At 67.5% G+C, this 13,522-nt stretch carries 10 protein-coding genes and 1 pseudogene; 7 read left to right on the forward strand and 4 right to left on the reverse strand.

Annotation, left to right across the window (positions count from 1 at the left end):
• Positions 1-52: 52 nt before the first annotated feature.
• Complete coding sequence (gene proS / locus QAR72_RS09210) at positions 53-1,414, reverse strand: proline--tRNA ligase (protein ID WP_304617079.1); 1,362 nt, start codon at positions 1,412-1,414, stop codon at positions 53-55.
• Positions 1,415-1,562: 148 nt separating this feature from the next.
• Here proS and QAR72_RS09215 point away from each other — a divergent pair, with 148 nt between their 5' ends.
• The 6 genes from QAR72_RS09215 to QAR72_RS09240 all read left to right on the forward strand — a co-directional run bounded on the left by QAR72_RS09215 (position 1,563) and on the right by QAR72_RS09240 (position 9,096).
• Entirely contained in the window at positions 1,563-2,687 is a 1,125-nt protein-coding gene (locus QAR72_RS09215) for an AI-2E family transporter (protein ID WP_331497650.1), read from the forward strand.
• On the forward strand, positions 2,684-3,388 hold the full coding sequence (locus QAR72_RS09220) for a chromosomal replication initiator DnaA (protein ID WP_304617081.1): 705 nt from the start codon (positions 2,684-2,686) through the stop codon (positions 3,386-3,388). The genes QAR72_RS09215 and QAR72_RS09220 overlap by 4 nt, the downstream gene beginning before the upstream one ends.
• Positions 3,389-3,415: 27 nt before the next feature.
• Complete coding sequence (locus QAR72_RS09225; RefSeq protein WP_304617087.1) at positions 3,416-5,581, forward strand: RNA degradosome polyphosphate kinase; 2,166 nt, start codon at positions 3,416-3,418, stop codon at positions 5,579-5,581.
• Positions 5,582-5,608: 27 nt separating this feature from the next.
• Positions 5,609-7,132, forward strand: a complete 1,524-nt coding sequence (locus QAR72_RS09230) for a Ppx/GppA family phosphatase (protein WP_304617082.1) — start codon at positions 5,609-5,611, stop codon at positions 7,130-7,132.
• 238 nt (positions 7,133-7,370) lie between these two features.
• Positions 7,371-8,723 (forward strand): NAD(P)/FAD-dependent oxidoreductase, encoded by a 1,353-nt coding sequence (locus QAR72_RS09235; RefSeq protein WP_304617083.1) that lies wholly within the window; start codon positions 7,371-7,373, stop codon positions 8,721-8,723.
• Positions 8,724-8,733: 10 nt separating this feature from the next.
• A complete protein-coding gene (locus QAR72_RS09240; RefSeq protein ID WP_304617084.1) occupies positions 8,734-9,096 on the forward strand; it encodes a DUF5368 domain-containing protein in 363 nt (120 codons plus the stop codon).
• A 116-nt stretch (positions 9,097-9,212) separates the two neighbouring features.
• Here the strand turns inward: QAR72_RS09240 and groL are convergent, their stop codons facing one another.
• Positions 9,213-10,853: a chaperonin GroEL gene (gene groL / locus QAR72_RS09245; protein WP_304617085.1), complete on the reverse strand. Its 1,641-nt coding sequence runs from the start codon at positions 10,851-10,853 to the stop codon at positions 9,213-9,215.
• 41 nt (positions 10,854-10,894) lie between these two features.
• Positions 10,895-11,182 (reverse strand): co-chaperone GroES, encoded by a 288-nt coding sequence (gene groES / locus QAR72_RS09250; protein ID WP_304617088.1) that lies wholly within the window; start codon positions 11,180-11,182, stop codon positions 10,895-10,897.
• Positions 11,183-11,364: 182 nt separating this feature from the next.
• Here groES and QAR72_RS09255 point away from each other — a divergent pair, with 182 nt between their 5' ends.
• Positions 11,365-12,390, forward strand: a complete 1,026-nt coding sequence (locus QAR72_RS09255; protein ID WP_304617086.1) for a TraB/GumN family protein — start codon at positions 11,365-11,367, stop codon at positions 12,388-12,390.
• Between the two features lie 6 nt (positions 12,391-12,396).
• On the opposite strand, the pseudogene QAR72_RS09260 reads toward QAR72_RS09255, so the two are convergent.
• Positions 12,397-13,522 (reverse strand): annotated as a pseudogene (locus QAR72_RS09260) (hypothetical protein); the annotation flags it as partial.

A 13,522-nucleotide genomic window follows, 5' to 3' on the forward strand; every position in this document is an offset into this window, starting at 1 on the left:
ACGCCGCGGCGCCGCCCCGTCAGGGCAGCGCCGGGCCGGGTTCATGCGCCCGTCAGGCGATCGGGAAGGCCCGCGCCAGCACCGGGGCATAGATGCGCGCCAGTCGGGCCACGGCCTCTTCGGGGGTCACCTCGGTGCTTTCGCCGCTGCGGCGGTCGGTCAGCTCGACCTTGTTGGCGGCCAGTCCGCGCGGGCCGACCGTGATCCGCCAGGGCAGGCCGATCAGGTCCATCGTGGCGAATTTCGCGCCCGCCCGTTCGTCCCGGTCGTCATAGAGCGGGTCCAGACCCTGCGCGCGCAGCGCCGCATACAGCGCCTCGCAGGCGCTGTCGGTCGAGGCGTCGCCCTGTTTCAGGTTGACGATGCCGGCATGGAAGGGGGTCACGCCCTCGGGCCAGATGATGCCCTTGTCGTCGTGATTGGCCTCGATGATGGCGCCCAGCAGGCGCGAGACGCCGATGCCGTGGCTACCCATGTGCACGGGCACGCGCGCGCCGTCGGGGCCGACCACCGTGGCGCCCATCGGTTCGGAATATTTGGTGCCGAAATAGAAGATCTGGCCGACTTCGATCCCGCGGGCCTTGCGACGGCGTTGCTCGGGGACCTGGGCATAGACCGCCTCGTCATGGGTCTCGTCGGTGCGGGCATAGCGGCTGGTGAATTCCTCCAGCACGGCCTGGCATTCCTCGACGCTATCATAGTCGATCTGGCGGTCCCCAAAGGTCAGGTCGGTGATCTCGCTGTCATAGAAGACCTCGGATTCGCCCGTCTCGGCCAGAACCAGGAATTCATGCGTGTAATCGCCGCCGATCGGCCCGCCATCGGCGCGCATCGGAATGGCCTGCAGGCCCATGCGCTCATAGGTCCGCAGATAGCTGACCAGATGGCGGTTATAGGCGTGCAGCGCGTCTTCCTTGGTCAGGTCGAAATTGTAGCCGTCCTTCATCAGGAATTCGCGGCCGCGCATCACGCCGAAACGGGGGCGGATCTCGTCGCGGAACTTCCACTGGATGTGATACAGCGTCAGCGGCAGGTCCTTGTAGCTGTTCACATGGCTGCGGAAGATGTCGGTGATCATCTCCTCATTGGTGGGACCATAGAGCAGGTCGCGCTTGTGGCGGTCCTTCAGGCGCAGCATCTCTTCGCCGTAATCGTCGTAACGCCCGCTTTCGCGCCACAGATCGGCCGGCTGCAGCGTCGGCATCAGCATCGGGATATGACCCGCGCGGGCCTGTTCCTCGTGCACGATGGTTTCGATCCGGCGCAGGATCTTGTGGCCAAGCGGCAGCCAGGAATAGATCCCCGCAGCCTGCTGCTTGATCATCCCCGCGCGCAGCATGAGGCGGTGGCTGACGATCTGCGCCTCCTTGGGGTCTTCCTTCAGGACGGGCAGGAAATAACGCGACAGACGCATGGGCGATCTCGTATCTGGCAGGGTTTGCAGGGCCGTCTTGGGCCAAAGGCGGCTGCGATGCAAGGCCCGGCCTTGCCATGAGGCCTGTGCGCGGGCAGATAGACCCTGTGCGGTGCGGGGGTTTTGCGCGATGGGTATTCCGGTTCGATTGCAACTGATCTGGTGGGGCCTTGCGGCGACTGTCCTGCTGGTCTCGCTGTGGCTTCTGGGGCAGGCGGTGCTGCCCTTCATCCTGGGCGCGGGCATCGCCTATCTGCTGGACCCGTTGGCTGACCGGCTGGAGCGGGCGGGCCTGTCGCGCACCATGGCCGTGGTCGTGATCACGCTGGTGATGGTGCTGGCCTTCGTCACTGTCGTGCTGCTGATCGTGCCGCTGCTTCTGCGCCAGGCAGGCGCGCTGATCGAGACCGCGCCGCAGATGTACGAACAGGCCCGCCTGTTCGTCGAGACGCGCTTTCCCGCGCTGATCCCCGATGCCGGTCAATCGGGGCAGACCGTGTCCGAGATGGCGGCCGCGCTTCGCGAACAGGCGGGCGCGCTGGCCGGGCGGGTGCTGGGCTCTGTCCGGGGATTCGTGGGCACCGTCGCGCTGCTGGTGATCGTGCCGGTCGTGGCCTTCTACCTGCTGCTGGACTGGGACCATCTGGTCGCGCGGGTCGACACGCTGCTGCCGCGCGAACACGCCCCTGTCATCCGGCAATTGGCGACCGAGATCGACGCCGCCCTGGCCGGTTTCCTGCGCGGGCAGGCGTTGGTGATCCTGATCCTGGGGACGTGGTATGCCTTCATGCTGATGCTGGTCGGGCTGCCCTTCGGGTTCTTCATCGGCATCATGGCGGCGGTCCTGTCCTTCATCCCCTATGTCGGAGTGCTGATCGGGGGCGCGACGGCGATCGGGGTGGCGCTGTTCAGCTTCTGGGGCGACCCGCTCTGGATCGGGGCGGTCATCGCGATCTTCGCCATCGGCCAGATTGTCGAGGGCAATTACCTGCAACCCAAGATCGTCGGCCACCATGTCGGGCTGCACCCGGTCTGGCTGCTGCTGGCGCTGTCGGTCTTCGGATCGCTGTTCGGCTTTGTCGGGCTGGTCCTGGCCGTGCCGATGGCGGCGGCGCTTGGGGTTCTGGCGCGCTTCCTGACATCGCGCTACCTGGTCAGCGGGCTCTATACCGGCGAGGGCGCCGCGCCCGAACCCGCCGCCCCCCTGCGGGTCGAGCTGGTGCCGCTGTCGCCCGAAACGCCGCCCCCCGGCGGGCAGGGTCCGGCCGCATGACGCTGTTCTCGACCTCGCGCCAATTGACGCTGGACCTGACCACGCCCCCGGCCCATGCGCGCGCCGACTTCCTGGCCGCGCCCGCGAACGAGGCCGCGCTTCGCGTGCTGGACCAGCCACTGTCTTGGCCGCAGGGGCGGATGCTGCTGATCGGTCCGGAAGGTGCGGGCAAGACGCATATGGCGGCCTTCTGGGCGGCCGAGAACGGTGCCCGGCGCATCAGCGCCGCTGCCCTGCGTCCCGATGCGGCCGACCTGCTGGCGGCCGAGGGCGGGGCGGTGGTGGTCGAGGATGCCGATCATGCCGGCTTCGCGGCGGGGGCCGAGCAGGCGCTGTTCCATCTGTGGAACCTCTGCGGGCCGCGCGACTGCCTGCTGCTGCTGACCGCGCGCAGGGCGCCGCGCGATTGGGGGCTGGTCCTGCCCGATCTGCGTTCGCGGATGGACGCGATGCCGCAGGTCCATCTGGGCCCGCCGGACGAGACATTGCTGGCCGCCGTGCTGGTCAAGCTGTTCGCGGACAGGCAGCTTTCGGTCTCGGCCGGGCTGATCGACTGGCTGGTCCTGCACATGGACCGCGATCTGGGTCTGGCGCGGCGGCTGGTCGCCGCGATGGACCGCGCGGCGATGGCCGAAAAAGGCCCCGTGACCCGCCGGATCGCCGCCGACCTGCTGGACAATCTCTCGACCGAGCGGGCATGATCGCGCCATCCTGGCAATGTGATGACCATGACGCTCGCCGATTTTCTCAGAACGCCCTTTCCCGAAGCCCAGCCCCTCGAGGGCGGTCCCCCCGAAGGCCCGGCGCGGTTCTTCAACCGCGAACTCAGCTGGCTGTCCTTCAACTGGCGCGTTCTGGACGAGGCCCGCAACCCCCGCGTCCCGCTGCTGGAGCGGTTGCGCTTTGTCTCGATCAGCGCGACGAACCTTGACGAATTCTACACCGTCCGCGTGGCCGGTCTGCGCGAATTGATGCGCGAGGGCAATTCCAGCCTGTCCGATGACGGGCTGACCCCGGCCGAGCAGCTGGCGATGATCAACGCCGATGCAAGGCGTCTGATGGGTGCGCAGCAAAGCGTCTGGAACCGTCTGCGGCACGAACTGGAACGCGAGGGGATCGTGATCCTGTCCCGCCAGCGCCTGACGCGCGCCGAAGAGACATGGCTGCGGGACTATTTCGAGACCCGCGTCTTTCCGGTCCTGTCGCCTCTGGCGATCGACCCGGCCCATCCGTTCCCCTTCATCCCGAATACCGGCTTTTCGCTGGCCCTCGAACTTGCGCGCGAGACGGATGGCCGCCAGATGCAGGCGCTGCTGCCCATCCCGGCGCAATTGCCGCGCTTTGTCGCCCTGCCCGGGGGCGAGCGGTTCCTGAAGCTGGAGGACCTGCTGCTGATGCACCTGTCCAGCCTGTTCCCCGGCTATCGGGATGCGGGCCATTGCAGCTTCCGCGTGCTGCGCGACAGCGATCTGGAGGTCGAGGACGAGGCCGAGGATCTGGTCCGCGAATTCGAGACCGCCTTGAAGCGCCGCCGCCGGGGCAGCGTGATCCGGCTGAAGATCACCGCGGGCGCGCCCGACCGCCTGCGCCGCCTGATCATGTACGAGCTTGAGGTCGGCCCCGACGAGGTGGTCGAGGTCGAGGGGCTTCTGGGCGTGGCCGATCTGCGCGAACTGGTGCTGGACAATCGCCGCGACCTTCTGTGGCCCTCGTTCACGCCGCGCGTGCCGGAACGGGTGCAGGACCATGACGGCGACATGTTCGCCGCGATCCGCCAGAAGGACATGCTGCTGCACCACCCCTACGAGACCTTCGACATGGTGGTGCGCTTCCTTGCGCAGGCGGCGCGCGATCCGGACGTGCTGGCGATCAAGCAGACGCTTTACCGCACCAGCCGCGACAGCCCCATCGTGGACGCGCTTTGCGAGGCGGCCGAGGCCGGCAAGTCCGTCACCGCGCTGGTCGAGCTGAAGGCCCGCTTCGACGAGGCGGCGAATATCCGCCAGTCGCGTCGGCTGGAAAGGGCGGGCGCGCATGTCGTTTATGGTTTCGTGAACTACAAGACCCATGCCAAGATCAGCACCGTCGTGCGGCGCGAGGGTGACGCGCTGGTGACCTATACCCATTACGGCACGGGCAATTACCACCCGATCACGGCGCGGATCTACACGGACCTGTCGCTGTTCACCTGCGATCCCGCGCTTGGCCGCGACGCGACCAAGGTCTTCAACTACCTGTCCGGCTATGTGCAGCCCGCCGGGCTGGAAAACCTGGCCATCGCGCCCATCGACCTGAAATCGCGGCTTCTGGACCTGATCGCGCGCGAGGCCGAATATGCAAGGCAGGGTCGTCCCGCCGAGATCTGGGCCAAGATGAACGCGCTGATCGAAAAGGACGTGATCGACGCGCTCTATGCGGCAAGCCAGGCGGGGGTGCGGATCAGCCTGATCGTGCGCGGCATCTGCGGCCTGCGCCCCGGCATCAAGGGGCTGTCGGACAATATCCGCGTCAAATCCATCGTCGGGCGCTATCTGGAGCATTCGCGCATCGTGTGCTTCGGCTCGGGGCATGGGCTGCCCTCGGCCAAGGCGCGGGTCTTCTTCAGTTCGGCCGACTGGATGGACCGCAACCTCAACCGCCGGGTCGAGACGCTGCTGGAATGCCACAACGAGACCGTGAAGGCCCAGATCGTCAGCCAGGTCATGGCCGCCAACATGGCCGACGAGGCGCAGAGCTGGCTTTTGCAACCCGACGGCCGCTATGTGCGATATCTTCCCGAGGGCCGGGACGATCTGTTCAACTGTCACCGGTTCTTCATGGAAAACCCTTCTCTTTCCGGGCGGGGAACGGCAGGCGCGCGGGATGTCCCGGCGCTGACCCATTCGGCGGAATAGCGCGCTGCGGCGCAAGGACGGACAGGCATGAACGGCGTCAGAACCACATCGGGCCGCAAGGTCGATCCCTTCGGCCCCAAATTCCGCAAGCTGCCCAAGCGCGCCCTGCGCCGGGTGGGCGTGGTCGATGTGGGCTCGAACTCGATCCGGCTGGTCGTGTTCGACGGTGCCGCCCGCTCGCCCGCCTATTTCTACAACGAGAAGATCATGGCGGGTCTGGGGCAGGACATGGCCCGGACCGGCCGCCTGAACCCCGAGGGGATCCGCCGGGGCCTGTCCGCGCTGCGCCGTTTCGCGGCCCTGGCGCGCAGCATGGATATCGAGCCCCTGACCTGCGTGGCCACCGCCGCCGTCCGCGAGGCCGAGGACGGCCCGGCCTTTCAGGAACAGGTCGAACGCGAGACCGGGCTGAAGCTGCACGTGATCGACGGCGCCGAAGAGGCGCGGCTGTCGGCGCAGGGCGTGCTGCTGGGCTGGCCCGAGGCGCATGGGCTGGTCTGCGATATCGGCGGCAACTCGATGGAGCTGGCCGAACTGGGCGGGGGCAAGGTCGGGCGGCGCGCGACCTCGCCACTGGGGCCGTTCCGGCTGCAACAGGTGTCCGAGGACGCGCTGAAGGGCCATATCGACGCGATCCTGTCGGAACTGCTGGCCGCGATGGGCGGCGATCACAAGCGGCTCTATCTGGTCGGCGGCTCGTGGCGGGCCATCGCCCGGCTGGACATGGAACGCCGGAATTACCCGATGACTGTGCTGCACGAATACCGCATGACCCCCGAGGACGTGCTGGCGACGGTCGACTGGATCGGCCAGCACGATCTGGCGGCCTTGCGCGCGCGGACCGGCATCTCGACCTCGCGGATCGAACTGGTTCCGCTGGCTGGGCGCGTCCTGTCGCGGCTGGTTCGCGTCTTCGCGCCCGAGGAACTGAACGTCTCGAGCTACGGCATCCGCGAGGGGCTGCTTTACGAACACATGTCGCGCGAGCTGCGCCGCCGTGATCCGCTGCTTGAGGCTGCGCGCTTCACCGAAAAGCAGATGGCCCGGCTGCCCGGCTTCGGCAAGAAGCTCTATCACTTCCTGCTGCCGCTGTTTCCGGACATGCCGCCCGAACGCGACCGGCTGATGCGCGCGGCCTGCCTGCTGCACGACACGGCATGGCGCGCCCATCCCGATTACCGGGCCGAGGCCTGTTTCGACAATGTCACCCGCGCGAACATGGCCGCGCTCAGCCATCCCGAACGCGTCTTTCTGGGCGTCGCGCTGCTGCACCGCTACAAGAACAGCCGCGCGAAGTCGCCCATGGCGCCGCTCTTCGATCTGCTGGACAAGACCCACCTGCGCGAGGCCGAGATCCTGGGCAAGGCGATGCGCTTCGGCGCGATGTTCGCCATCGACGACCCGGCCGATGCGGGGCGCCTGATCCACGTGCCTGGCAAGCGGATCGAGCTGAAGCTGACCGCGACGGGCCGCGATCTGATGGGCGAGGTGGCGCGAAGCCGCTTCCGCTCGCTTGGCGAGGCGATGGGGGCCGAGACCGTCATCTCGTGACGCCGGCGGGCGCCGAAAACACATTCAATCATTGATATAGATCAAGGTCGCGCGACGGCTTGGACCGGTATACATTCCGGTCAAGGAATGTCTGGCGCGCGAAATCCGGACCCGGGGCAGGGTCCGCAAGCTGGTTCCGTCGTCCCGGCCCTGTGACCGGGCGGGCGGAGGCAGGCATTTTCCTGAACATTCACTCATGCCCGCTTTGGCGGGCGCGGACCTTGGGGGGAATCCTGCCGTGAAGAAGACCAACCCATTCTCGTCAAGCCGCCGCGGCTTTTTCGGCCTTGCCGCTGCGGGGCTTGCTGCTGCGGCCACCGCACAGGCCGCGCGCCCGGCGCGCGCCTCGGTGACGACCAATGCGCGCATCGTCATCATCGGAGCGGGCGCGGCGGGGACAGCGCTGGCCAACCGGCTGGTGCAGCGTCTGGACGGGGCGCAGATCACCGTGATCGACGGGCGCACCGAACACTACTACCAGCCCGGCCTGTCACTGGTCGCCGCGGGGCTGAAACCGGCCTCCTACACCGTCTCCCGCACGACCGACTGGATACCGCGCGGTGTGACGCTGCTGGCCGAGCGCGCCGCCGCCATCGACCCCGAGGCGCGCCGCGTCGAGACCGAGGGCGGCACGCGGCTGGATTACGACTTCCTCATCGTGGCGCCGGGTCTGGTGCTGGATCACGACGCGATCCCCGGCTTCTCGCTGGACATGGTCGGCCGGGACGGCATCGGCGCGCTTTACGCCGGGCCTGATTACGCCGCACGCACCTGGCAGGCCGCCAGCCATTTCATCGAGAATGGCGGCGTCGGCGTCTTCACCCGCCCCGCGACCGAGATGAAATGCGCGGGCGCGCCGCTGAAGCATACCTTCCTGATCGAGGACATCGCCAGCCGCGGCCCCGCCGCCGGGCGCCATTCGTTTCAATACACCGCCCCGCAGGGGGCGCTGTTCTCGGTGCCGATCGTGGCGGAAAAGGTGCGGATGCTCTATGCCGAGCGAGGCATCGACACGCATCTGCGCCACAAGCTGATCTCGATCGAGCCCGGCCGCAAGCAGGCGCGCTTCGAGGCGACGACCATCGATCCGGTGACGCGCGCGGAAAGCGTGTCGCAGGTGGATATGGATTACGATTACCTGCACGTCATCCCGCCGATGCGCGCCCCGCAGGTGATCCGGGAATCGGGCCTGTCCTGGGCCGACAAATGGACCGATCAGGGCTGGGTCGAATGCGACCAGCAGACCCTGCGCCATCTGCGCTATCCCGAGGTTTTCGCCCTGGGCGATGTCGCGGGCGTGCCCAAGGGCAAGACCGCCGCATCGGTCAAGTGGCAGGTCCCGGTGGTCGAGGATCACCTTGTCGCCGCCATCGAGGGCCATGAGGGAACCGAGACCTTCAACGGCTACACGTCCTGTCCGCTGATCACGCGGGTCGGCCGCGCGATGCTGGTCGAGTTCGACTACAAGGACAATCTGGTCCCGTCCTTCCCGGGCCTCATCGCGCCGCTCGAGGAATTGTGGATCAGCTGGCTGATGAAGGAGGTGGCGCTGAAGGCCACCTATAACGCGATGCTGCGCGGCAAGGCCTGAGGAGGGCGCCATGAAGGAACTGACATTCGAGACCCTGCTGGCCGTCTTTCAGGAGATGTTCGGCGCGACCCTGTTCTGGCTGATGCTGGCCGCGGCCGTGATGGTCACGCTGGCCTATCTCTATGTGCTGATCCGCGACCGGTCGCTTTCGGTGCGGAAATTCCTCTGGGCGCAGCTGTCGATGCCGTTCGGCGCGGTAGCCGCCGTCCTGTTCACCCAGGCCGTCACGAATTCGCATCTTCGCGACATCGGCGGGCCGGTCGATGTGATCGTGCTGCTGGGCGTGGCGGCGATGGGGGCGGTCGGCATGGCGATCCTGGTCTACACGGTCCAGTCGCTGCTGCGTCGCCCCGGCGGGGCACAGGCGGAATAGGGCCATTCGCAGGCTGACGGGTCGACGAACCCCGTCCCGGCCCGTCCCCTGATCCCGCATGCAAAAAGGGCGCCCGAGGGGGCGCCCTTTCCGTGTGCGAAGGGGCAGGGGGATGATTACATCATGCCGCCCATGCCGCCCATGTCGGGCATCCCGCCGCCAGCCGCGGCCTTGGGCTCGGGCTTCTCGGCGATCATGGCTTCGGTGGTGATCAGCAGACCGGCAACCGAGGCCGCGTCTTCCAGAGCGGTGCGGACGACCTTGGCCGGGTCAATGACGCCGAACTTGAACATGTCGCCATATTCTTCGGTCTGGGCGTTGAAGCCGAAGGCCTTGTCCGACGATTCGCGGACCTTGCCGGCCACGACAGCGCCGTCGACGCCGGCGTTTTCGGCGATCTGGCGCATCGGGGCTTCCAGGGCGCGGCGCACGATGGCGATACCCGCATTCTGGTCGCTGTTCGCGCCGGTCAGACCTTCCAGCACCTTGCCGCCCTGGACCAGAGCGACACCGCCGCCGACCACGACGCCTTCCTGAACGGCCGCGCGGGTCGCGTTCAGCGCGTCATCGACGCGGTCCTTGCGCTCTTTCACTTCGACTTCGGTCATGCCGCCGACGCGGATCACGGCAACGCCGCCGGCGAGCTTCGCCACGCGCTCTTGCAGCTTTTCCTTGTCGTAGTCCGAGGTCGTTTCCTCGATCTGCTGACGGATCTGCGACACGCGGGCTTCGATCTCGGCCTTCTCACCGGCGCCATCGACGATGGTGGTGTTGTCCTTGTTGATCGAGACCTTCTTGGCGCGGCCCAGCATGTCGATGCCGACATTCTCGAGCTTCATGCCGAGGTCTTCGCTGATGACCTGACCGCCGGTCAGGATCGCGATGTCCTGCAGCATGGCCTTGCGGCGATCGCCGAAGCCCGGAGCCTTGACGGCCGCGATCTTCAGACCGCCGCGCAGCTTGTTGACGACCAGCGTGGCCAGAGCCTCGCCCTCGACGTCCTCGGCCACGATGACCAGCGGCTTGCCCGACTGGATGACGGCTTCCAGCAGCGGAACCATCGGCTGCAGCGACGAGAGTTTCTTCTCGTGCAGCAGGATGTAGGCGTCTTCCAGATCCGCGACCATCTTGTCGGGGTTGGTCACGAAGTAGGGCGACAGGTAGCCGCGGTCGAACTGCATGCCTTCGACGACTTCGACCTCGGTCTCCATCCCCTTGTTCTCTTCGACGGTGATGACACCCTCGTTGCCGACCTTCTGCATCGCATCAGCGATGAAGCGGCCGATCTGGGCTTCGCCGTTGGCCGAGATGGTGCCGACCTGGGCGACTTCGTCGCTGTCGTTCACCGGGCGGGCGGCAGCCTTGATGGCCTCGACGACTTTCGAGGTCGCCAGATCGATGCCGCGCTTCAGATCCATCGGGTTCATGCCGGCGGCAACCGCCTTCATGCCCTCTTTGACGATGGCCTGGGCCAGAACGGTGGCGGTGGTGGTGCCGTCGCCGGCCTCATCGTTGGTGCGCGAAGCGACTTCGCGGACCATCTGGGCGCCCATGTTCTCGAACTTGTCGGACAGCTCGATCTCCTTGGCGACCGAGACACCGTCCTTGGTGATGCGCGGGGCGCCGAAGGACTTGTCGATCACGACGTTGCGGCCTTTCGGGCCAAGCGTCACCTTCACGGCGTCGGCAAGGATGTTCACGCCTTTCAGCATCCGGTCGCGGGCGTCGGTGCTGAACTTGACTTCTTTCGCAGCCATTTGAATCTCCTGAATTTATCGTTGAAGGAAGGGTCGGACGATCAGGCGATGATGCCCAGGATGTCGCTTTCCTTCATGATCAGCAGCTCTTCGCCGTCGACGGTCACTTCCGTGCCCGACCACTTGCCGAACAGCACGCGGTCGCCGGTCTTGACGGCGGGGGCGATCAGTTCGCCCGAATCCTTGCGCGCGCCTTCGCCCACGGCGATCACTTCGCCCTCGGCCGGTTTCTCCTTGGCGCTGTCGGGGATGATCAGACCGCCCTTGGTCTTTTCCTCCGACTGGACGCGGCGGACGAGCACGCGGTCATGCAGCGGTTTGAATGCCATTGGTGAACACTCCGATGTTTCAGGTTGCAGTGTTTCGCTGTTGGCACTCACCGAGTGCGAGTGCCAATGACGGTGATCTAGGCAAATCTCGCGGTTCTGTCAACGGGCAGCGCGCCCGCCGAACTGGCATCCGGGCGGGCATCGTGTCAGGGTTGCGCCGCAACGATCGGAAAGGGCGGAACATGGCGGCAAGGATCTTCTTGGCACTGGCCTTGGTGGCGGGAACCGGCCTTCAGGCGCAGGCGGCGACACCCTGCGAGGGGCAGAACCTGTTCCTGACCATGCCCGCCGAGGATATCGCCGCCATCGAGGCCGCGACCGAGGGCGTGCCGTTCCGGCGCGGTCTGGTCTTTCGGGCGACGCGCGACGATCTGCAGATGGTGCTGGTCGGCACCTACCATTTCGACGACCCGCGCCACGCGGCCACGCTGGACCTCGTGCGGCCCGAATTCGAGGGCGCCACGACGCTGCTGGTCGAATCGGGGCCTGCCGAACAGGCGCGCCTGACCGAGGCGCTGACCGCCGACCCCACGCTGATGGTCGACCCCACCGGCCCGACCCTGCCGGAGCGTCTGTCGCCCGAGGAATGGGCGGCCCTGTCCGCGGCGCTGTCGGACCGGGGCATCCCCGCCATCATGGCCTCGCGGATGCGGCCCTGGTATGTCTCGATGATGCTGGGCATCTCGCCCTGCATGATGCGCCAGATGACCGAGGCGGGCGGCGTGGCGCATGGCCTCGATCACATGCTGATCGACGAGGCCGAAACGCGGGGCCTGCCGGTCCTGTCGCTCGAGCCGTGGGATACCGTCTTCACCCTGTTCGAGGACCTCTCGCCCGATCAGGAGCTGGACATGATCCGCGCCAACCTGCCCGCCGCAGCCTTGGCCGACGATTACGCCGTGACCCTGACCGACAGCTATTTCGAGGGCGATGTCTGGAAGCTGTGGGAATTCGCCCGGCATGACGCCCATGCCAATTCCGGACTGGATCCGGAAGTCATCGACGCGCAGCTTGAGCTGATGCAGGACCGGCTGATGGAGCGCCGCAATCGCGCCTGGATCGAACCCCTGCTGGATGCGGCCGGTGATGCGGCGGCGCAGGGTGGCCATGTCGTCGCGGCCTTCGGCGCGCTGCACCTGCCGGGGGAGGAGGGCGTCCTGAACCTTCTGGCCGCCGAAGGGTTCGAGATCACCCGTCTCGACGGCTGAGCGGGCCTATTGCCCGTTCAGCACGCCAAGCGCCTGGATCTGGCCGTTACGGTTATACAGGATGCGGCTGTCGCGGATTTCGGTGATCGTGCCGCCATTGACGCGGTCCCCGATCCGCAGCGTCAGGATGCGTCCGTTGGACAGGCGCACCAGCGCGCGGCTGGCCTGACCCGCGCCAATCGTGCCGATGATCTGCGTGCTGTTCAGCCGGATCCCGTCCTTCACCGTGGCGGTCGCGGCGGCATTGCCGATGGCGCCCTGCGGGATCGAGGCGACGACATCGGGTTCGTTGTCGATCTCTTGCGGCTTGTATTGCTGGTTGCGGGCGGCGGCCTGCCGCGCCTCGGCCTCAGCCTGGGCGCGGGCGCGGGCTTCGGCCTGAGCGCGGGCCTCGGCCTCGGCGCGGGCATCGGCGGCGGCCTGCGCGCGGGCGCGGGCCTCGGCCTGGGCCTGCAATTCGGCGTCGAGGCGACGCTGTTCGGCCAAGGCGGCCTCGGCGGCCTGTGCTTCGGCTGCGGCGCGCAATTCGGCGGCCGACGGCACAGTCGCCGCGCTGGCGGCGGCGACCGGCGCGGCAAGGGCGGCGGACGAGGCCGCCATCGCATTGGTGGTCACCGTCGAGGCGATGGCGGTCGGACGCGCGGCGTCGCTGCGGCGCGGGGGCAGCGGCGACGAGGTCAGGCCGGTCAGCGCGACCGCGCCCGGCGAGACCGGATCAGAGGCCACTGCGGCTGCGAGCGCCTGTTCCACGGCGCCGGGGCTGATGCTGGTCGCCCCTCCGCTGCGCGGCTTCGCGCGCGGGCGGGTGGACCGCGCCAGGTTCCCCGAGGACGCGCTGCGCGCCGTCGGGGCCGGAGGGGCGGCATCGGTGCCGCTGCGAGGCTGCGGCCGATCGGTGCCGACAGCCTCGGTCACGGCCGAGCGGACCGCCTCCTGGCTGGGACCGCGCACCGAGACCGGCTTGCGCGCAGGGCGCGCATCGGCGATCTGGAAGACCAGATCGCGTTCAGCCTCAGAAAAGCCCGCGCCGCCCGCCTGGGCGGTCCGCAGGTCCCGAAGCTGGCGGCGCAGATCCTCGACCTCGGCATCGGTCAGGCGCCGGGGCGCTTCGTCGAGGATGCTGCCTTCATCC

Origin of the sequence: Paracoccus sp. (in: a-proteobacteria), assembly GCF_030604785.1 — a bacterium.
Lineage (GTDB): Bacteria > Pseudomonadota > Alphaproteobacteria > Rhodobacterales > Rhodobacteraceae > Paracoccus.